This window comes from Pseudomonas sp. I2 (assembly GCF_040984075.1).
In the GTDB taxonomy this organism is placed as follows: Bacteria; Pseudomonadota; Gammaproteobacteria; order Pseudomonadales; family Pseudomonadaceae; genus Aquipseudomonas; species Aquipseudomonas guariconensis_B.
On record NZ_JBCGFQ010000016.1, the window covers coordinates 78,561 to 99,595 of the forward strand.

A 21,035-nucleotide genomic window follows, 5' to 3' on the forward strand; every position below is an offset into this window, starting at 1 on the left:
CAGCATGACAACGACAACAAGCTTTCCCGACCTGCTCAGCGAAGTTCGCGCCTTCCGCGCCCGCCATCCACAGGTGCGCCATGTGGACCTGATCAGCCTGGACATCCCCGGGCACTTCTATGGCAAGCGCTACCCTGTGGACATGCTCGAGAAGGTCGCCGCCGGCAGCCCCCTGAAACTGCCGCAGAACTGCGTGCTGCTGGGCGTCCAGGGCGGGCTGTTCCCCATCGGCGACTACTGCTTCAATGATGGCGACCCGGACGCCCTGCGGCGCCTGGTGCCGGGTACGCTCAAGCCGGTGACCTGGGAGCGCGAGCCGCTGGGGCAGATGCTGGTCACCTCCGACGGTACCGCCGCGCCCATCGAGTTCGAGCCACGGGAAGTGCTCGCCCGCGTGCTGCAACGCCTCGAACGGCGCGGTATCCGCCCGGTGGTGGCGTTCGAGCTGGAGTTCTACCTGTTCGACCGCGCGCTCAAGGAGGGCCTACCCTGCTTCCCTCGCGATCCGCTCAGCGGCGATGCCGACGACCAGCCCAACATGCATATCGAGCGCCTCTCGCGCTTCTGCGACGTGCTGCGGGACATGGTCGAGACCGCCAACGCGCAAGGCGTGGACGCCAACGTGATCACCGCCGAGCTGGGCCCGGGGCAGTTCGAGATCAACTTCGGCCATTGCGACGACGGCCTGCGCGCCGCCGACTGGGCCGCCCTGTTCTGCCGCAGCACCCGCGGCGTGGCGCTCAAGCATGGGCTGCGCGCCTCGTTCATGAGCAAGCCCTACCTGGACGCGCCCGGCAGCGGCATGCACGTGCACGTCAGCCTCTACGACAACGCCGGCAACAACCTGCTGGCCGCCGACGCGCAGCGCCCGCTGCGCCATGCGGTGGCCGGCTGCCTGGCGCTGCTGCCGCACTGCATGCCGGTGTTCGCCGCCAACCACAATGCTTTTCGCCGCTACGGCGCCATGGTCAATGCCGCCAGCCGCGCCAGCTGGGGCTTCGAAGACCGCGATGCGTGCATCCGCATTCCCGAGTCGGATACGCGCAACCTGCGCATCGAGCACCGCCTGGCGGGGGCCGATGCCAACCCGTACCTGGTGCTGGCGGCGATCCTCTGCGGCATGGAGCATGGGCTGCAGGCCGCGCAGGAACCGATCGCGCCGCTCAACGAGGATCGCGGCAGCGGGATCGATTTTCCCCGGGACATGCTCGGCGCGGTGGCGGCAATGCGCGGGCATCCGGCGGTGAACGAGGGACTTGGGGAGGAGTTCGTGATGGTGTATTGCGAGAACAAGCGCCAGGATCACCTGGCGTTCATGCACGAGGTCAGTGCGCGGGAGTATCGCTGGTTCCTCTGATGCCCGCTCGCCCCTTTCGCGGCGGTCCGGCGTTACGGCAAGCCCGCGAAAGGGCCGGACACCGCCGGCACATAACCCAAAGGCATGACTGGCAACCCCTCCTCCCGAGGATTACCATGTACGGCCTCTAGCGCGGCCGTTTGCCGCACCCCGCCTCCCAGCCTGCCAAAGCCCCATGCCCTTCGAACTCACCGTAGAACCCCTTACCCTGCTGATCCTCGCCGCAGTCGCCTTCGTCGCCGGTTTCATCGACGCCATCGCCGGCGGTGGCGGCCTGCTCACCACCCCGGCGCTGCTCACCGCCGGCATGCCGCCCCATCTGGTGCTGGGCACCAACAAGCTCAGTTCCACCTTCGGCTCGGCCACGGCCGGCTTCACCTACTACCGGCGCAAGTTGTTCCACCCGGCCCAATGGCGCCCGGCGCTGCTGGGGACCCTGGTCGGTGCGTTGCTCGGTGCGGTGGTCGCGCACATCATGCCCGCCGACTGGCTGAACAAGATGCTCCCGGTGATCGTGTTCGCCTGTGGCATCTACCTGCTGTTCGGCGGCACGCCCAAGGCACCGCTGGATGCCGATGTACCGATCAAGAAGACCTGGCAGTTCCCCCAGGGCTTGAGCCTGGGCTTCTACGACGGCGTGGCCGGCCCCGGCACCGGGGCGTTCTGGACGGTGAGCACGCTGCTGCTCTACCCCATCGACTTGGTGCGCGCCAGCGGCGTGGCGCGCAGCATGAACTTCGTCAGCAACATCGCGGCGCTGACGGTGTTCATCCTGTCCGGGCAGGTGGACTATATCGTTGGCCTGGCCATGGGCCTGTCGGTGATGGTCGGTGCTTTTTTTGGCGCACGCACGGCGATCAGCGGGGGCAGCAAGTTCATCCGCCCGGTGTTCATCGCCGTGGTGCTGGCGCTGACCGTGCGCCTGGTATGGCAGCACTGGGTCGGATAGCGCAGTGTTTGCGCAGCGTTGGGGTGCTTCGCGGCATTTGCTACGGACCTAGGCCGGGAATGCCGGCTCCTGCTGGCCCAACCGACGCGCCACATAGAGGTCGATCAGGTAGCGGGCGATGGAACGCCCGGCCGGCAGTGGCGGCAAGTCATGCACGCTGAACCACTTGGCATCCTCGATCTCGTCCGGCTGCATGACGATCTCGCCACTGGCGTACTCGGCATGGAAGCCCAGCATCATCGAGTGCGGGAACGGCCAGCACTGGCTGCCCACGTACTGGATGTTCTTCACCTGCACCGCCACTTCCTCCAGCACTTCGCGCACCAGGCACTGCTCGGCCGACTCGCCCGGCTCGGCAAAGCCCGCCAGGGTGCTGTAGACGCCGGTGACGAAGCGCGGCGAGCGGGCCAGGAGGATTTCGTCGCCGCGGGTGATCAGCACGATCATGCTCGGCGAGATGCGCGGGTAGCTGCGCAGGTCGCAGGCCTGGCAATACATGGCGCGCTCCCAGCGGATCTGCGCCATGGGCTGGCCGCAACTGCCACAGAAGCGGTGTTCGCGGGCCCAGGTACCGATCTGCGCCGCGTAGCCGAGGACCCTGTAGGTGTCGGCGTCGCCCTCCAGCATGAACTGGCGCAGGCCGCGCCAACTGCAGCCCGGCAGGTCGGTGGCGGCGCGCAGCTCGAGGAGGAACACCGGCTGGCCATCGAAGTGGCCGATGCCATGCTCGCAGAGCACGTCCAAGTCCTGGCGCGCCAGCCAGTCACGGGGGAACAGCGCACCGTTGGCGTCCACCAGGAACCCCTGCGGGCTGCGGGCCACGGCCCAGCCTCCGACGATCTGCGGGTCGAGTACTGCGGTAGTCCAGCGTGCTGACATGTTCGGGTTCCTTGCTGGCGCCCGCTGGCCAGGTCAGTCAGCGAACGTCGGTTTCTGTTTGCTCATGTGGGCCGCCACGGCGACCCGCAGGTCCTCGGACTGCAGCATGGCGGCATTCCAGGTGGCGATGTACTCCAGGCCATCGTCGATGCGATGGTCGCGCATGTAGCTGAGCATCTCCTTGGTGCCGGCCACGGCAATGGGGGATTTTCCTGCAATTTCCCTGGCGATGGCAAAGACTGCATCGAGCAGCGCCGCCTGGTCGTCATGGACCCGATTGACCAGGCCGATGCGCAGGGCCTCCTGGGCATCGATCGTGCGTCCGGTGAAGGCCAGTTCGCGCAGCATGCCGTCACCGATGATGCGCGGCAAACGCTGCAAGGTGCCGACATCGGCGGCCATGCCCATGTCGATCTCCTTGATCGAGAACTGCGCGTCCGCGCTGCAATAGCGCATGTCGCAGGCCGACACCAGGTCGATGGCGCCACCGATGCAATAGCCCTGGATCGCCGCCAGCACCGGCTTGCGGCAATTGTCCACGGCATTGAACGACGCCTGCAGGCGCAGGATGGTACGGCGCAACAGGCGGGCGTTGCGGCCGACATCCTTGCCCATCTGGCCCGCCAGCGAGGCCAGCATCATCAGGTCGATGCCCGAGGAGAAGTGCTTGCCAGCGCCGCTGAGCACCACCGCGCGCACCGCATCGGTGTCGTCGATCCACTGGAAGATGGCGACGATCTCCTCCCAGAAGGCCGCGTTCATCGCATTGATCTTCTCCGGGCGGTTGATCTGCACATGGGCAATGTTGTCGGTCAGTTCGACCTTGAACGCGGTGTATTCGGTCACGGGCGGTACTCCAGCGGGGAAGGGTTCACATCGCCGGACTATAACCCACCCGCAAGGCTGCACATGTGCCAAAAGCGGGACTCCTGGCCCCCATGAATGAACCGCCCCTACCGATCCCCCGCCTTGGGCAACTGCGCCCGCAAGAACGTCATCAACGCCTCGGCCGCAGGCGACAGGCTGCGCCCCTTGCGCGTCAGCATGCCGATCTGGCGCTCCACCTTCGGCTCGGCCAGCGGCAGGAAGGCGAGCTTTTCGTTCTCCAGCGGGAACGCCAGGTACGGCAGCGTGCTGATCCCCACGCCCTCCTCCAGCATCGCGATCAGCGAAATCATGTTGGAGACGAACAACCGGCTGTGCGCCAGCAGGCACTCGGCCTCGGTGCCCTCCAGCAGCCGCGAGGTGCCGTTGCGGATGATCGGCAACCCCTGCAACTGCGACCAGTGCAACGTCCCGCCGCCCCGCACCAGGGGATGGTCGCTGCGGCACACCACCCCCACCTGGTCGTTGAGGATCGGCACGAACTCGACCTGCTCATCGGCCATCCACATGCTGCTGATGACGAAGTCCACCTGCCCCTGGGCCAGCAGTTGCTGCACGCTGTCGGCGCTGCCGTCCTGGATGCTCACCTGCACGTTCGGGTGCTCGGCCACGAAGCGCCCCAGGGGCCCCGGCAGCAGCCGGCTGGCCACCGAAGGCACGGTGGCGATGCTCACCTGGCCGATCTCGTGCCGAGCCAGCAAGGTGGCCTCGCGAGCGATGCGGTCGTGGTGCTCGACCAGGCCACGGAACAACGGCAGGCAATGCTCGCCAAAAGGCGTCAGCTCGACCCGCCCGCCGCCCTTCTCGACCAGCGCCTGGCCCAGCTTCTGCTCCAGCTCGCGCACCGCCAGCGATACCGCCGGCTGGGTGCGGTAGGCCTGGCGGGCGGCAGCGTGGAAGCTCTTGAGCTCCGCGACCCACAGGAAATAGCGCAACTGGGCGATCTTCAGCTCGGGCAACATGGTTAGCGTTCCTTATCGAATCATTTTTTTTATTAATTTTTATTTGCGCCATATTGCTCGCAAGATGAGAGCCAGGCAAACGGAGGCTTCTCAATGTCACTCACTCCCTACAAGAACTACATCGATGGCCAATGGTGCGAAGGCCAGTCCACGCTGGCCAACCACAGCCCTTCGGATACCCGCGACCTGATCGGCCAATACCACCAGGCCAGCGCCGAACAGGCCCGCCAGGCCATCCAAGCCGCCCGCGCCGCGCAACCGCAGTGGGCCGCCAGCGGCCTCGAAGCCCGCCAGCAGGTGCTGATGGCCATCGGCGACGAACTGATCGCCCGCAAGGACGAACTCGGCGAGCTGCTCTCCCGTGAAGAGGGCAAGCCCCTGGCCGAAGGCATTGGCGAGGTCAACCGCAGCGGCCAGTTCTTCCACTACTACGCCGCCGAAGTGCTGCGCCAGATGGGCGAGACCGCCGCTTCCGTGCGCGCCGGTATCGACATCGAGGTGCACCGCGAACCGGTAGGCGTGGTGGGCATCATCACCCCCTGGAACTTCCCCATGGCCACCGCCGCCTGGAAGATCGCCCCGGCCCTGGCCTTCGGCAACGCCGTGGTGTTCAAGCCGGCCAACCTGGTACCGGCCAGCGCCTGGGCGCTGACCGAGATCATCAGCCGCCAGGGCCTGCCCGCCGGCACCTTCAACCTGGTCATGGGTAGCGGCGCCAATATCGGCGAAACCTTGGTGAACTCGCCGGAGATCGACGCCCTGACCTTCACCGGCTCGCTGGAAACCGGCCGCCGCGTCGCGGTCGCCACCGCCGGCAACCTGGTGCGCTGCCAACTGGAGATGGGCAGCAAGAATGCCCTGGTGGTGATGGACGACGCCGACCTCGACCTGGCGGTGGAGTGCGCGCTCAACGGTGCGTTCTTCGGCACGGGACAAAAATGCACGGCCTCCTCGCGGCTGATCGTCTGCGAGGGTATCCACGACCGCTTCGTCGAGGCCCTGCGCCTGCGCATGCGCCAGCTCAAGGTCGGCCACGCCCTGCAGGCCGGCGTGCAGATCGGCCCGGTGGCCGACGCCCGCCAGTTGGAGCAGAACCTGGACTACCTGCGCCTGGCCCAGGCCGAAGGCGCCACGCTGATCGAAGGCGGCGAACGGCTGCAACTGGAGACCGACGGCTACTACATGCGCCCGGCGCTATTCGTTGACAGCCGCAATGACATGCGCATCAACCGCGAGGAAGTGTTCGGCCCCATCGCCTGCGTGATCCGCGTGGGCGATTTCGAGGACGCCCTGGCCACGCTCAACGACACCCCGTACGGCCTGACCGCCGGCATCGTCACCCAGTCGTTGCGCCACGCCACCGAGTTCCGCCGCCGCGCCCAGACCGGCTGCGTGATGGTCAACCTGCCCACCGCCGGCACCGACTACCACGTGCCCTTCGGCGGCCGCAAAGCCTCCAGCTTCGGCCCGCGCGAACAGGGGCAGTACGCCCGCGACTTCTACACCGTGGTCAAGACCACCTACCTGCGGCCTTGAAGGAGCACGCGCCATGCACGACCTACTGATGATCGACGGCCTGCAGTACTCCAACTGGAGCCCGGAAATATTCCAGCAGATGCAAGCCGGTGGCCTGAGCGCGGTGCACGCCACCATCGCCTACCACGAGAACGCTCGCGAAACCCTCTCGCGCCTCGGCGAGTGGAACCGCCGCTTCGAAACCTGGCCACAGCTGATCCGCCCGGTACGCACGGCCAGCGATATCCGCTTGGCCCACGAAGAAGGCCGGGTGGGGATCTTCTTCGGCTTCCAGAACTGCTCGCCGATCGAGGACGACATCGCCCTGGTGGAGATCTTCCGCCAGCTGGGGGTGTTCGTCATGCAGCTCACCTACAACAACCAGAGCCTGCTGGCCAGTGGTTGCTACGAGCGTGAAGACAACGGCATCAGCCGCTTCGGCCGCCAGGTCATCGCCGAGATGAACCGGGTCGGCATGCTGATCGACATGTCGCACAGCGCCGAACGCAGCACCCTGGAAGCCATCGAGCTGTCGAGCCGGCCGGTGATCGTCTCCCACGCCAACCCGTCGAGCTTCCATGCCGCCAAGCGCAACAAGTCCGATGCGGTGCTGCGCGGTATCGCCGAGTCCGGTGGCCTGCTGGGCTTCAGCACCTACCCCTTCCACCTCAAGGGCGCCTCGGCCTGCAGCCTGGAAAGCTTCTGCGACATGATCGCCAGCACCGCCGACCTGATGGGGGTCGAGCACATCGGCATCGGCACCGACCTGTGCCAGGCGCAACCGCTGTCGGTGCTCGAATGGATGCGCAACGGGCGCTGGAGCAAGGAAAAGGACTACGGCGAAGGCTCGAAGGACAACGCCAACTGGCCGGCACCGCTGCAGTGGTTCCGTGACAGCCGCGACTTCCCCAACATCGCCCAAGGCCTGCGCGCCCGAGGCTTCGCCGAGGACGAGGTGCGCCAGATCATGGGCCTGAACTGGTTGCGCCTGCTGGAAACCGCCACCACGGCGCAGGCCTGAATCTCCCCGCACGGACAGCTTGAACAATAACAACAACGCAGGTTCCGGAGGCTTCATGAAAAACCCAACCACCCTGCCAGCGGACGGCCAGGCCATGCGCCTGCCGCTCGCCCGGGATATCGACTGGCCGCTGTTCTTGATCAGCGGCGGTTTCCTCGCGGCGTTCCTGGTCGCGGCGCTGGTCGACATCGACGCGGTATCGGCACTGGTCGATACCCTGTTCGCCTGGTCGACCAAGGCCTTCGGCCTGTACTGGCAGGTGCTGATGCTGGTGACCTTCGTGGTCAGCCTGGGCATCGGTTTCTCGAAATATGGGCGCGTGCGCCTGGGCGGCGTCGAACAACGCCCGGACATCAGCACCTTCAACTGGATCGCGGTGATCATGTGCGCACTGCTGGCAGGCGGCGGCGCCTTCTGGGCTGCGGCCGAACCGCTGATGCACTTCGCCAGCCCGCCCCCCCTGTTCGCCGGCGTGCAGCCGCACAGCGAGGCGGCGGCCACGGCGGCGCTGGCACAGTCCTTCGTGCACTGGGGCTTCCTCGCCTGGGCGGTGCTCGGCAGCCTGCTGGCGATCGTGCTGATGCACCTGCACTACGACAAGGGCCTGCCGCTGGCGCCCCGCACCCTGCTCTACCCGCTGTTCGGCGAGCGCGCCCTCAGGGGCCCGATCGGCACCCTGGCCGACGCCACCTCGATCATCGCCGTGGTCGCCGGCACCATCGGCCCGATCGGTTTCCTCGGCCTGCAAATCAGCAGCGCCCTGCACGCGGCGTGGGGCCTGCCCAACGACCTGTTCACCCAGTCGCTCACCATCGTCCTGGTGACGCTGATGTACACCGTCTCGTGCCTAGTGGGGCTCAAGGGCATCCGTTTCGTCAGCGAGATCAACGTCTGGCTGATGCTCGGGCTCGCGGTGTTCATGGTGGCGTTCGGCCCCACCCTGTTCATCCTCGGCAGCTTCCCCTCGGCCCTGGCCCTGCACGTGGAGCACTTCCTGCCGATGACCCTGTTCCGTGCCGACCCCAAGTGGCTGGATTGGTGGACGGTGTTCTTCTGGGGCTGGTTCATCGGCTATGCCCCCATGGTCGCGCTGTACGTCGCGCGGATCTCCCGGGGCCGCACCATTCGCGAGATCATCATGACGCTGTCGATCGTTGCCCCGCTGGTGACCATGTTCTGGTTCACCGTGGTCGGCGGCAGCGGCATCGGCCTGGAGCTGCAGACCCCGGGTATCGTCACCGCCCATGGCAGCCAGCCCGAAGACCTGCTGCTGGGCGTGACGCAGAACCTGCCCCTGGGTGGCCTGGTCAGTGCGCTGTTCCTGTTCCTGAGTTTCATCTCGGTGGCCACCAACGGCGACGCCATGGCCTTCACCGTGGCACTGGCGATGTCCAGCAGCGACAAGCCGAAGAAATGGCTGCGCGGTTTCTGGGCCATCGGCATGGGCCTGGCGGCCGTGGTGCTGATCACCATCGGCGCAGGCGGCGTGACGGCCCTGCAGTCCTTCATCGTCATCACCGCGGTGCCGGTGTCGCTGCTGATCCTGCCGGCGCTGTGGGATGCCGTGCGCATCGCCCGGCACATGGCCCACGCACAAGGCCTCTGAACATGATGCATCCAGGAACCCTAACAATGTCCAACACCCTGTTCGCAGCGCACGCGCTGCGCCCCGCCAGCCAGGTCATGGACCTGGCCCGGCTGGGCAGCCACTTCCAGAGCCCCTTGAGCTTCGTGCGCAGCAGCATGCGCCGGATGATGAACCAAGGCTGGCGCATCCAGCGCAGCCGTTTCGACCTCGATGGCGAAGGTTTCGGCACCGTCATCTACCGCATCGACACGCCGAATGCGCACTACCACTGCGTGATCTTCTCGGCCTACCTGCCGCCGGAAAAACGCAGCGACCGGGTGATCGCCGACCAATGGGACGTGAGTTTCGTGCTGCTGGCCGGGGACGTCGACGAGGCGCAACTGGCCGACCTGCAGCGCAACGTACCCCTGCAGGAAGCCGGCCGCTTCGACGCCCGTGTGCTGGTGCTGTCGCGCGCCAACCGCAGCCTGCGCAACTTCGACCGCTTCCTCGCGGCCCTGGCCGAAGGCCAGCAGCCCGACCCGCGGCAACTGGCCGAAGTCGGCTACCTGTATCGCACCACCGCCGTCTATGGCAACGGCAAGTTCGGCATCGCCGACTTCGGCTGCCTGCATGGCAACGAGGACTTCAGCCAGCCCTTCGCGGCACAGATGTTCACCGTGTACCTGCTGCGGCACTTCAGCATCGAACAGATCGAACACATGGCGCGGGCACGCAACCCACGGCGTGCGGTGAGACTGGCCCCGGCGCTGCAACGCTACCTGGGGGTCGGCAACTCCACCGGGCTGGGCATGGCGCCATTTCTGCTCAACCACCCGCAACTGGTCGACCAGTGGGTCTGGGCACGGGAAACCGCTCTGGCCCGGGTGCTCGCGCAAGCAGCCGACCCGGCCCACATGCAGCGTCTGCATGACCTGCTGGCGCGGGCACGCCTGCACCTGCAGCAGAGCCATACCGAAGACCTGCGCCAGCACGCGCAGGACCAGCAGACCCTGGCCGACCTCGCGCCTCTGGTCGAGTGGCTCGATCGCCAGCCCACCGGCAACGACCTCTGGGCACGCCTGCTGGCCTGGAGCGAAGCGCACGCGAGCGTCGGCTGCCAGGAGTTGCTGGTCAGCCTGTTGCTGGAGCTGTACCCCGAGCAGGTGCTACCGCTGGCCGAGCAGATGGGCGTGGTCGAAGGTTGGCGCCTGGACGCACAAATGCCCCTGGCGCACCTGCGCAAGCTGATCGAAAGCCACTACGGCTGGGCGCTGGCCTACGACTTCAGCGATGCCGACGCCGAGCACTTCTTCTGGTACCGCTCCGCAGACAAGGAAGAGCCCCGCCTGGGCATGCGCGTCGAGGAACCGGGCGCCGAGAAGGAAATGCAACTGGGCATCGCCCGCAACATCCAGCAGTGCCATGCCGCACTGGTCGATCACCTGCACGCCCACCCCGATGCGCTGACTGCGCACTTTCTGATCGCCCAGCCGGCGTTCAAGGGCACGGTACGCCGCCTGCAGGGCATGGCGCTACGCAGCTATGGCGAGATCCGCGCCAACCTGCTGGCCCGCGACATGCTGCCGATCCACCTGCTGCGCTGCAAACTGGCGTTCTTCGGTGCTGGCAAGTTCGACCCCAAGTCGAGCCGCTGGGTGCGCATCACGCTGTTCCAGGGGGCGCCGCTGGTGAGCGAAATCGGCCAGCCATTCGCAGACGACTGGAACTTTGCGGTCATGCCGGACGGAGATCACTGACCATGCGCGTATCCCTCAACGAAATCCAGGTGATGTGCCGCAAGGCCTTCGAAGGCATGGGTTTTGCCGCCGGCGATTGCGAGGACGCGGCCGACATGGTCGGCTGGCTGCAATTGCAGGGGCTCGATGGCGTCGCGACGCTGGAAAAGGCCTTGGACTACCTGCGCAACGAAGCCGACCAGCCCTTTGCCCTGAGCTATGAAGACAGCGCCCTGCTGGTGATCGATGCTCGTGGCCAGAGTGTGCTGCGCTGCGCCGCGACCGTGGTGGAGCTGGCCCTGGCCAAGGCGCTGCGCACAGGCCAGGCGGTGCTGCGGATCCACCACTGCCACAACCGCCTGCTGTTGCTTGGCTACCTGTGCCGGGCCGCCGAGCTCGGCCTGGAGGTCCAGGCCCGTTGGAGCGATGCCCGTCAGTTGCACATCGCCACCTTCGCCGCGCTCGACAGCCACCCTGACCTGCACGAGCTGCCGTCGACAGCCGAGTGCATCGAACAGAGCATCACCGTCACCTTCAGCCGCCCGGCCAACTGCGCCCAGCGAGTCGCCTGCGCGCAGGCCGCGCTCAACCAAGGCTTCAGCGTCAGCGAGCACACCTGGCAGCGGCTCAAGCAACTGGCCGGGCACATCCTCGTCGAAAGCACCGAAGCCTCGCGCCGGCACGGTGCTGGAGGCGGCAGCGACGCCGACTGACAAGCCCCCTCCCATCCCCCCAGGAACACACTCATGAAATACGCCATCAAGACCGACCTGTTCGCGTCCAAAGCCCCGCTGGAGTGGGCCGTCGTCGGCAACGGCACGCTCTACACCGCGCAGATCCCCATCGATGCCCAGGGTCAGGTGGTCGCCGGCGGCATCGAAGCCCAGGCGCGCCAGACGCTGGACAACCTGCGCCATACCCTCGAGGCTGCGGGCAGCTCGCTGGATGCCGTGACCCAGGTACTGATCTACGTCACCGACCGCAGTTACCTGGCAACGGTCAATGCCGTGTACGCGCAATACTTCCAAGCGCCCTTCCCCAACCGCGCCGCGGTCGTGGTGGCAGGGCTGGCACGCGAGGAAATGCTGGTGGAACTGGTGGTCTACGCCTGCCTGCCGTTGCAGGCGTGATGCCCTGACGACAATGCTGGAGCCGCTCATAAGCCCGGCGCTGCTCTACACTTCAGGGGGCGCTTTGCGCAGAGAACAGGGACTGAAAGGGCAACGCCCCCTGTGGGAGCGGCCTTGTGTCGCGAAAGGGCTGCGAAGCAGCCCAACAGCCCATTACTTCAGGACACCTTGAAGGACTGCCCCTTACACCGGAACACCACCATGGATGCCAGAGCCCTGCGCCTCGGCAGCCTATGCCTGGCCGCCCCGCTCGCTGGCGCCCTGGCTGGCGCGCCGACCCTCGACAATACCCTCTCCACCTGTCTCGCCGCTCACCTCGCCCCCCCGCGCACAGCGCAAGGGCAAGTACTACTGCCGCTCACCCTGGAAGCCAGACGCTCCACCGGCGAGTGTGGCTGCACTTCGGCACTGATCCGTTATCGCCTGCTGGCCACGGGGGCCGGCGCCACTTCGTTCATCCTCCAGGAAGGCCTGCTCGACAGTCGCCATGCAGGCGCCCGCACGCTGATGTTGGTGGCGGATGCCCGGTTGGCTGCTGGCCGGGAAATCGAAGTGACGCTGGGGTGCAGGGCGCCTGACTGAGCCCGAACCCAATCCAGTGGTGGAGTGAGGCACCCGTAATCGACTCGCTATGGGAGCCGGCTTGCCGGCGATGGCCGCGTAGCGGCCCAGAACAGCCAATATCGAAGACGCCCGCTGCCTCGGCAACGCCCTCCCCCGCCGAACATTCGAAATACAACACATCCGGACCTAAGCACGATATTGTTTTCCATATCGAAAACATGATATTCGTTTTCGCACACCAATAATAAAACCGGAGATACAGGATGTTCGCCCTCTTCCGTCCCGCCATGCATCGGGCGCCACTGCCCACCGAGCACGTCGACACCACCTACCGCCGCCTGCGCTGGCAGATCTTCGCCGGCATCTTCATTGGCTATGCCGGCTACTACCTGCTGCGCAAGAACTTCTCCCTGGCCATGCCCTACCTGATCGAGGAGGAAGGCTACACGCGCGGCCAGCTCGGGGTGGCCATTTCCGCCGTGGCCATTGCCTACGGCCTGTCCAAGTTCCTCATGGGCCTGGTCTCGGACCGCTCCAACCCGCGCTACTTCCTGCCGTTCGGCCTGCTACTGTCGGCAGCGGTGATGTTCCTGTTCGGTTTCGCACATTGGGCCACGTCCAGCGTGACGGTCATGTTCGTGTTGCTGTTCATCAATGGCTGGGCCCAGGGCATGGGCTGGCCGGCGAGCGGGCGAACCATGGTGCACTGGTGGTCGCGCAAGGAGCGCGGCGGCGTGGTGTCGGTGTGGAACGTGGCGCACAACGTCGGCGGCGGCCTGATCGGCCCGCTGTTCCTGCTGGGCCTGGGCTGGACCAACGACTGGCACGCTGCGTTCTACGTGCCTGCGGCCGTGGCGGTACTGGTGGCGGTATTCGCCTTCGCCGCCATGCGCGACACGCCCCAGTCGGTCGGCCTGCCGCCGGTGGAGCAGTACAAGCACGATTACCCCGAAGGCTACGATGCCAGCCATGAACAGGAATTCAGCGCCAGGCGGATCTTCGTCGACTACGTGCTGCGCAATAAATTGCTGTGGTACATCGCCCTGGCCAACGTCTTCGTCTACCTGTTGCGCTATGGCGTGCTGGACTGGGCGCCGACTTACCTCAAGGAAGCCAAGCACTTCAGCGTCGACACCACGTCGTGGGCCTATTTCTTCTACGAGTGGGCCGGGATTCCCGGCACCCTGCTGTGCGGCTGGATGTCGGACCGGATCTTCCGTGGCAACCGCGGGCTGACCGGCATCGTGTTCATGGCGCTGGTCACCGTCGCCACCCTGGTCTACTGGCTCAATCCGCCGGGCAACCCGGGCATCGACATGGCTGCGCTCTTTGCCATTGGCTTCCTGATCTATGGGCCGGTCATGCTGGTGGGGCTGCAAGCGCTGGAGTTGGCACCGAAAAAAGCTGCTGGTACCGCAGCCGGTTTCACTGGGCTGTTCGGTTACCTCGGCGGCTCGGTCGCCGCCAGTGCGGCGATGGGCTACACCGTGGACCACTTTGGTTGGGACGGTGGGTTCGTGATGCTGGTGGCGGCGTGCCTGCTGGCCATTGCCTTTCTGCTACCGACGTTGCGGCATACCCAGGCGAGCAGCCGTACGCGCGAGGCATTGGCCTGAGGGCAACATGATGATCCTGGGGCTGCTTTGCAGCCCATCGCCGGCGGTGCTCACGAGTCTTGAGTCATGTAGAGGACGTTCCTGCAAGCCGCATCCTTTGTGGCCGACGCGCACCCTGTGGGAGCCGGCTTGCCAGCGATGGGGCGCGAAGCGGCCCCAAGTGACAAACCGCCTCACAGCACATGCCGATCACAACACCGGCTTGCGCCCCACGCCGCTGCGGGCCTTGGCCAGCGCTGCCAGGCGTACGGCGACGTTGGCCGCGCCATATCCGGCATACCCGCCCTTGCGCTGGAGGATTTCGAAGAAGAAACGCCCCTCGAATGGCTCGGTGTACACGTGGAACAGCTCGCCACCCTGGGCATCGCGGTCGTACAGCACGTTGTAGTAGGCCAGCTCGCTGAGGAACTCGTCGTCGAAGTCGAAGCGCGCCGCCAGGTCGTCGTAGTAGTTCAGCGGGATCTCCAGCAGCGGCACACCGGCCTCCTTGGCCCTGGCCACTTCGCGGAAGATGTCCTCGCATGCGAAGGCGATATGGTGCACGCCCGAGCCACCGTAGCTGGACAGCGCGTGGGCAATGGCGGTGTTACGGCTCTGCGAGATGTTCAGCGGCAGCCGCAGGCTGGCGCAGGGGCTACGCAAGGCGCGGCTCTTGACCAAACCGTAGGGGTCGGGCAGCACCACCTCGTCGTCGGCGGTGAAACCGAACAGGCTCTTGTAGAACAGCACCCAGCTGTCCAGCGATTCGGCCGGCAGGGCCAGGGCCATGTGGTCGATGCGCCGCAGCCCGCCGGTGGCAGCCGCCGTGGGGGCGAGGTGGAAGTCGCTGTCGTAGATGGTCTGGCCCGTGCCTGCCTGTTGCACCAGGTAGATCAGGCTGCCGTCCGGCGCACGTACCGCGGGGATCTCCCGCTCGTTCGGGCCCACCAGCCCGCGAAACGGCTGGCCACGGTAGGCGATGGCACGCTGCAGGGCCGCTTGCCCATCCTTGACCCGCAACGCTGTGGCGCACAGGGACGGGCCGTGGGCCTCGAAGAAGTTGTGGGCGAAGGAATAGGGCTCGGCGTTGAGCACGATGTTGATATCGCCCTGGCGTAGCAGGCGCACCGCCTTGCTACGATGCTGGCCGGCCACGGCGAAGCCCAGGCGCTCGAGCCAACTGCCCAGGCGCGCGCCGAGCGCCTCGTCGACGGCAAACTCGAGAAACTCCACGCCCTCGTAGGCACTGGCCGCCGGCGTATTGAACAGCACGCCCGGCTCCACGGCCTTCGCCTCCTGTTCAAGCCGCAGGCGGGTCTGCTCCTCCAGGTAGAGCAGCGAGCGCAGGCCATCGGCGGCATTCTGCCGGGGAGGGGCTGCGCGAAAACCGTCGTTGAAGATCTCCAGCGACAGCGGCCCGCGATAACCGCTGGCGAGGATCGGCGCGAGAAAGCCCGCCAGGTCCATCTCGCCCTGCCCCGGGAAACAACGGAAATGCCGGCTCCACTCCAGTACGTCCATCGCCAGGATCGGCGCATCGGCCATCTGCACGAAGAAGATCTTGTCGCCGGGAATATCACGGATACCGCCAGGGTCGCCGTTGAGCGACAGGGTGTGGAAGCTGTCGAGGATCACCCCCAGGGCTGGATGGTCAGCCTGGCGCACCAGTTGCCACACCTGCTGCCAGGTATTGACGTGACGCCCCCAGGCCAGGGCTTCGTAGCCGATGCGCAGGCCGCGCTGGCCCGCGCGTTCGGCCAGCAGGCGCAGGTCATCCACCAGCACCTGCTCGTCGCCCAAGGCATCGGCCTGGACGTTGCTGCACACCAGCACCAAGTCGGTGCCCAGCTCCTGCATCAGGTCGAACTTGCGCTCGGCGCGGTCGAGGTTCTTCTGCAAGCGGTCGCGGCGGCAGCCCTCGAAATCGCGAAACGGCTGGAACAGGGTGATGGCGATGCCAAGATCGGCGCACATCTGGCGGATCTCACGGGGGCTGCCGGCGTAGTACAAAAGATCGTTCTCGAAGATCTCGACGCCGTCGAAACCGGCGGCGGCAATGGCTTCGAGCTTTTCCGGCAGGGTACCGCTCAAGGACACGGTGGCGATCGAACGCTGCATGGCTGGAGTTCCTTGTTATTGGAGCGCGGCCTTGGGCCTGCGCGGACGACAATGCCGAAAACCTGGGCAGGCTCCTGGCATGATCGATTATTGGCAGGTAAAGTCACCCCAGCAATTTATTTTGTACGGAACAGTTAGTTTTGTGTTCGATTATCGAACAAAAGCGGGTTGCACGAATTGATTCGGTGCCAAGCCGTGGGCAACCATGATTTCCAGCACAGGCCCACCTCCCCTGCCCCACGTTCGGCGGGCCCTGTGCCGAGAAGCCCAGCGTCACGACATAATAAGTTCAATAAAACGGGTACCGACCTATGCACATTTCCCTCGCCCTGCGCCCCGCCCCTGCTCGTTCGTCCTGTACAGGCGGGCTTGGCCTGCGACCGTTCGCCACCCGGCACTGACCCACTCCTGCAACCGCTCGTGCAGCGACGCTCGCCGGCCCGTAGAACGGCGCCCGACGTCCCCGCCCGGTGACCTACAAGAACAAACGGAGACAACGATGGCCCACTCCAGCTCCCAAGCCAAGAAAGCGACCGCCAGCGGGTGGATAGGCTCGGCACTCGAGTACTACGACTTCTTCATCTATGCCCAGGCCGCGGCGCTGATCTTCCCGCAGATCTTCTTCCCGTCCAGCGACCCGAAAATGGCTATCGTCGCCTCGCTGGCGACCTACGGCGTCGGCTACCTGGCGCGCCCGCTGGGCGCCTTCGTGCTCGGCCACTGGGGCGACACCCGCGGCCGCAAGAACGTGCTGCTGCTGTGCATGTTCCTGATGGGCCTGTCGACCATGGCCGTGGGCCTGCTGCCAACCTACGAGGACATCGGCTTCCTCGCCCCGGCCCTGTTGGTGGTATTGCGCCTGGTCCAGGGCTTCGCCGTGGCCGGCGAGATCTCCGGGGCCAGCTCGATGATCATGGAGCACGCACCGTTCGGGCGCCGTGGCTATTACGCCAGCTACACCCTGCAAGGCGTGCAGGCCGGCCAGGTGATGGCGGCGGCGGTGTTCCTGCCGCTGGCTTACTTCATGCCCAGCGAAGCGTTCAACGACTGGGGCTGGCGTATTCCGTTCCTGCTGAGTGCGCTGGTGCTGGTGGCCGGTTTCATCATCCGCAGGGAAGTCCACGAGACGCCGGCCTTCGTCCAGGAAGAGCAGCAAGACAAAGTGGCCAAGTCGCCGATCAGCGAAGCCTTCCGCCACAGCTGGAAGTGCATGGTGCTGGTGATGTTCATGTCGCTGATGAACGTGATCCCGGTGGTCGCCACCATCTTCGGCGCGGCCTACGCGGTGCAGCCGGCCTACGGCGTGGGCTTCGACAAGAGCGTGTACCTGTGGATCCCGGTGGTGGGCAATATCGTCGCGGTGCTGGTGATCCCTTTCGTCGGCAACCTGTCCGACAGGATCGGCCGTCGCCCGACCATGATCGCCGGCTGCCTGGGCTCGGGCCTGCTGGCGTTCGTCTACCTGTACGCCATCAGCATCCAGAGCGTGCCCCTGGCCTTCGTCACCTCGATCCTCATGTGGGGCATGGTCTACCAGGGCTACAACGCCGTGTTCCCCAGCTTCTATCCGGAGCTGTTCCAGACCCGCTACCGGGTATCGGCCATGGCCATCGCGCAGAACATCGGCACCATGCTCACGGCGATGCTGCCGGCGCTGTTCGCCACCGTCGCCCCGCCCGGTTCAGGCAACATCCCGCTGGTGGTCGGCGGCCTGGCGTTCTTCATCACCTGCCTGTGCGCCCTGGCGGCCTACATCGCGCCGGAGACCCATCGCCTGGCCATGGAAGACCTGGGCAACCCGCAGGCCAAGCCGATGGAGAAGGAAGCCTACGAGGCCAGCCGCAAGAGCAGCTTTCAGGCGATGAGCCACTGAGTTTCCCCGGGGCTGCGCTGCAGCCCATCGCCGGCAAGCCGGCTCCCAGGTTGGCGCCGCTCTCAGGCATGGCGCGGTCTGTGTGGGAGCGGGCTGGCCCGCGAAGGGGCGCGCAGCGGCCCCAGGCGCTGTCAAGCAGCGACGACAGCCTGCAACCGCTCCCACAACCGCTGCACATGCTCACGCTCGGTGGGCAGCGCCCCCACCGATACCCGTACCATCCAGCGCCCCTCCAGGGTCGCTGGGGTCACGTAGGCCTGCCCGGAGCCATTGAGCCTATCGGCCCAGGCACGGGTGTGGGCATCCAGCGCCTCGCCGTCCAGCCCTGCCGGGCGATGGCGGATGCACAGGGTCTGCAACTGCACCGGTGCCAGCAACTCCCACTGCGGTGCCGCCTCGACCTGCTCGGCCAGCCAACGGGCGTTGTCCAGGTCGCGGCGCAGGCGCTGTTGCAGGGCCTCGACACCTTCGCTGCGCAGCATGAACCACAGCTTCAGGGCACGGAAGCGGCGGCCCAGGGGGATGCCCCAGTCACGCAGGTTCTTGACCTCGCCATCGACCGCCGATTGCAGGTAGCTGGGGTTGGTGCTCATCACCCGGATCAAGTGCTGGGGATCGCGCACGTAGTAGATCGAGCAGTCGAACGCCACGCCCAGCCACTTGTGGGCATTGACCACCACCGAGTCGGCCTGCTCGATGCCGTCCCACATCCAGCGGCACTCGGGGAGGATCATCGCCGAGCCGGCCATGGCCGAGTCGACGTGCAGCCATAACCCGTGGGCCTGGGTGATGGCACCGATCGGGCCCAGCGGGTCGAGGGCCGTGGTGGTGGTGGTGCCGGTGGTGGCGACCACCGCGCAGGGTTGGTTGCCGGCGGCCAGGTCCTGTTCGATGGCGGCCTGCAACGCCTCGGGGCGCATGGCGAAGCGCTCGTCGGTGGGGATCAGGCGGATGTTGTCGCGGCCGAAGCCCGCCAGCAACGCGGCCTTGTCCACCGAGCTGTGGGCATGGGCGCTGACATAGACGACCAGCGGCTTGGCCTGGCCTTGCAGGCCGCCACGGACCAGGGCGTAGTCGCTGGCGCGCTCGCGGGCGCAGATCAGCGCCACCAGCGTGCTGGTCGAGGCCGTGTCCTGGATCACGCCGCTCCACTGCGCCGACAGGCCGAGCAACTGGCGCAGCCAGTCGAGGGTGGTTTCCTCCAGCTCGCTCAGGGCCGGGCTGGACTGCCAGGACAGGCCCAACACGCCAAGCCCGGTGCTGAGGAAGTCGCCCAGCACCGACGACAGGGTGCCGTTGGATGGGAAATAGCCATAGAAATCCGGATGCTGCCAGTGGGACAGGCCCGGCATCAGCAGCGTGTCCACGTCGGCGAGGATCGTCTCGAACGGCTCGCCCTGCTGCGGCGCACCGGCCGGCAGGGCGGCCTTGAGGTAACCGGGCTCGACCTGGGCCATCACCGGACGCTCGGCGACGCCCTGGCGGTAGTCGGCGATCAGGTCGATCAGTTGGTGGCCATATTGGCGGAATTGTTCCGGGGTCACGGGCGGTCTCCTTGGCGAGCGGTCGGGGGGATGGCGGTGGTCGTTCGGGACGGTGGGTTGGGGCTTGCCGGCGATGGGCTGCAAAGCGGCCCCACTACTCTCGAACAACCCGAGCCACCTGGCCAGTCTAGGGACCGATCCGTCGCCGAAGAACCCCGCTTCGCGCATAGCTGCTATGGCGAAGGCGCATGCCCGCCCTGCACGCCGAACTGCGACTGGCGCCACAGCTCGAATACCCGGTTGCGCAGCCAGCGGTGCTCGGCCGACGCCTGCAGGCGCTGGTGCCAGACCACCCAGTAGCGCTGGGTATGCTCGATGAAGCGCAGCGGCCGCCAGGCCAGCCGGTGCAGGCGGCAGAGCTGGCGGGCGATGTGCTCGGGCACGGTGGCCAGGGCCTGGCCGTTACCCAGTACCTGCACGGTGGCGGAGAAGAACGGCACTTCCAGGCCGATCCGCCGCTGCAGGCCCTGGGCGCGCAGGTGGCGGTCGATGAAGCTGTCCTTGTCGCCGCCGCCAGAGATGCGCACGTGCTTGAAGGCCAGGTAGTCGTCCTGGCTCAAGCCGTCACGGGCGGTCAGCGGGTGGTCGTGGCGCATCAGGCACACGGCCCGGTCCTCGCCGAGCAAGCGACCGTGCAGGTTGGGTGGCGACTCGTCGAACAGCGTGGTGGCCAGGTCGATCTCGCCGCTGGCCAGCAGGGCATACTGGCCGGCCTGCCAGGTGCGGTACTCCAGGGACACGCCCGGCGCCTCGCGTTCCAGCGCTGCCACCAGCAGCGGCAGCATGTGCTCGGCTACATAGTCCGAGGCGGCCAGGCAGAAGCGCCGCTCGCAACGCGCCGGGTCGAAGGCTGCCGGCTGGCGCAGGGCCTGTAGCTCCTCCAAGACCTGGCGCAGGGGCTCGACCAAGGCTTCGGCATGCTCGCTGAGCACATAGCCGCGCCCCTGGCGCACCAGCAACGGGTCGTCGAAGGCCTCGCGCAGGTGAGCCAGTTGGCGGCTCAGGGCTGACTGGCTACAGCCCAGGCGCTCGGCGGCGTGGCTGAGGTTCTTCAACTGCAGGAGGCAGTCGAGGGTGCGCAGGTGGGCGAGGCTGAGGGAGGCGAAGGTCGGGTTCATCGGTCGGCTCCAGGGCCCTGGCGAGGGCTACGCCCTCGATCGCGGGCAAGCCCGCTCCCACAGGGACCGCGCTGGCCACACAGGATGCGGTTCGCAGGGCCATGTGGGACCAACTGTCCGCTCCCACAGGGCCGAGTCGACCACAAATGATGCGGTTGGCAGGGCCCCTGTGGGAGCGGGCTTGCCCGCGAATGGGGCGCAAGGCGCCCCCAATGGCAC

General features: G+C 66.5%; 17 protein-coding genes. 11 read left to right on the forward strand and 6 right to left on the reverse strand.

Going from position 1 to position 21,035, the window contains the following annotated elements; genetic code table 11:
• The first annotated feature begins 4 nt into the window (after window positions 1-4).
• Together WCE05_RS10515 and WCE05_RS10520 are read left to right on the forward strand one after the other, a co-directional pair.
• Window positions 5-1,357 (forward strand): glutamine synthetase family protein, encoded by a 1,353-nt coding sequence (locus tag WCE05_RS10515; protein ID WP_368815865.1) that lies wholly within the window; start codon window positions 5-7, stop codon window positions 1,355-1,357.
• 175 nt (window positions 1,358-1,532) lie between these two features.
• On the forward strand, window positions 1,533-2,306 hold the full coding sequence (locus tag WCE05_RS10520) for a TSUP family transporter (RefSeq protein WP_225789171.1): 774 nt from the start codon (window positions 1,533-1,535) through the stop codon (window positions 2,304-2,306).
• A gap of 48 nt (window positions 2,307-2,354) precedes the next feature.
• On the opposite strand, the gene nudC is transcribed toward WCE05_RS10520, so the two are convergent.
• From nudC to WCE05_RS10535, 3 genes are all read right to left on the reverse strand, one after another.
• Entirely contained in the window at window positions 2,355-3,185 is an 831-nt protein-coding gene (nudC, locus tag WCE05_RS10525) for an NAD(+) diphosphatase (protein ID WP_368815866.1), read from the reverse strand.
• 33 nt (window positions 3,186-3,218) lie between these two features.
• Window positions 3,219-4,031 (reverse strand): crotonase/enoyl-CoA hydratase family protein, encoded by an 813-nt coding sequence (locus WCE05_RS10530; RefSeq protein ID WP_225789169.1) that lies wholly within the window; start codon window positions 4,029-4,031, stop codon window positions 3,219-3,221.
• A 107-nt stretch (window positions 4,032-4,138) separates the two neighbouring features.
• The gene (locus WCE05_RS10535) at window positions 4,139-5,032 is read right to left on the reverse strand and encodes a LysR substrate-binding domain-containing protein (RefSeq protein WP_368815867.1); all 894 of its coding nucleotides are present in this window, start codon (window positions 5,030-5,032) and stop codon (window positions 4,139-4,141) included.
• 93 nt (window positions 5,033-5,125) lie between these two features.
• Here WCE05_RS10535 and WCE05_RS10540 point away from each other — a divergent pair, with 93 nt between their 5' ends.
• The 8 genes from WCE05_RS10540 (at window position 5,126) to glpT (ending at window position 14,184) form a co-directional block, all read left to right on the forward strand.
• On the forward strand, window positions 5,126-6,568 hold the full coding sequence (locus WCE05_RS10540) for an aldehyde dehydrogenase family protein (RefSeq protein WP_368815868.1): 1,443 nt from the start codon (window positions 5,126-5,128) through the stop codon (window positions 6,566-6,568).
• 13 nt (window positions 6,569-6,581) lie between these two features.
• Complete coding sequence (locus WCE05_RS10545) at window positions 6,582-7,568, forward strand: dipeptidase (RefSeq protein WP_253081539.1); 987 nt, start codon at window positions 6,582-6,584, stop codon at window positions 7,566-7,568.
• 55 nt (window positions 7,569-7,623) lie between these two features.
• Window positions 7,624-9,174 (forward strand): BCCT family transporter, encoded by a 1,551-nt coding sequence (locus WCE05_RS10550; RefSeq protein ID WP_253091042.1) that lies wholly within the window; start codon window positions 7,624-7,626, stop codon window positions 9,172-9,174.
• Window positions 9,175-9,200: 26 nt separating this feature from the next.
• Complete coding sequence (locus tag WCE05_RS10555; protein ID WP_368815869.1) at window positions 9,201-10,895, forward strand: hypothetical protein; 1,695 nt, start codon at window positions 9,201-9,203, stop codon at window positions 10,893-10,895.
• A 2-nt stretch (window positions 10,896-10,897) separates the two neighbouring features.
• The gene (locus tag WCE05_RS10560) at window positions 10,898-11,587 is read left to right on the forward strand and encodes a DUF3726 domain-containing protein (protein WP_225789163.1); all 690 of its coding nucleotides are present in this window, start codon (window positions 10,898-10,900) and stop codon (window positions 11,585-11,587) included.
• 33 nt (window positions 11,588-11,620) lie between these two features.
• The gene (locus WCE05_RS10565; protein ID WP_225789162.1) at window positions 11,621-12,004 is read left to right on the forward strand and encodes a RidA family protein; all 384 of its coding nucleotides are present in this window, start codon (window positions 11,621-11,623) and stop codon (window positions 12,002-12,004) included.
• Window positions 12,005-12,205: 201 nt separating this feature from the next.
• On the forward strand, window positions 12,206-12,586 hold the full coding sequence (locus WCE05_RS10570; protein WP_225789161.1) for a DUF2195 family protein: 381 nt from the start codon (window positions 12,206-12,208) through the stop codon (window positions 12,584-12,586).
• A 245-nt stretch (window positions 12,587-12,831) separates the two neighbouring features.
• Entirely contained in the window at window positions 12,832-14,184 is a 1,353-nt protein-coding gene (gene glpT / locus WCE05_RS10575; RefSeq protein ID WP_368815870.1) for a glycerol-3-phosphate transporter, read from the forward strand.
• Between the two features lie 189 nt (window positions 14,185-14,373).
• Here the strand turns inward: glpT and quiC are convergent, their stop codons facing one another.
• Complete coding sequence (gene quiC, locus WCE05_RS10580; protein WP_225789159.1) at window positions 14,374-16,281, reverse strand: 3-dehydroshikimate dehydratase QuiC; 1,908 nt, start codon at window positions 16,279-16,281, stop codon at window positions 14,374-14,376.
• 499 nt (window positions 16,282-16,780) lie between these two features.
• Here quiC and WCE05_RS10585 point away from each other — a divergent pair, with 499 nt between their 5' ends.
• The gene (locus tag WCE05_RS10585) at window positions 16,781-18,154 is read left to right on the forward strand and encodes an MFS transporter (RefSeq protein ID WP_225789158.1); all 1,374 of its coding nucleotides are present in this window, start codon (window positions 16,781-16,783) and stop codon (window positions 18,152-18,154) included.
• A gap of 131 nt (window positions 18,155-18,285) precedes the next feature.
• On the opposite strand, the gene WCE05_RS10590 is transcribed toward WCE05_RS10585, so the two are convergent.
• The gene (locus WCE05_RS10590; protein ID WP_225789157.1) at window positions 18,286-19,698 is read right to left on the reverse strand and encodes a DOPA decarboxylase; all 1,413 of its coding nucleotides are present in this window, start codon (window positions 19,696-19,698) and stop codon (window positions 18,286-18,288) included.
• 173 nt (window positions 19,699-19,871) lie between these two features.
• A complete protein-coding gene (locus WCE05_RS10595; protein ID WP_253081533.1) occupies window positions 19,872-20,816 on the reverse strand; it encodes a LysR family transcriptional regulator in 945 nt (314 codons plus the stop codon).
• Between the last annotated feature and the right edge of the window lie 219 nt (window positions 20,817-21,035).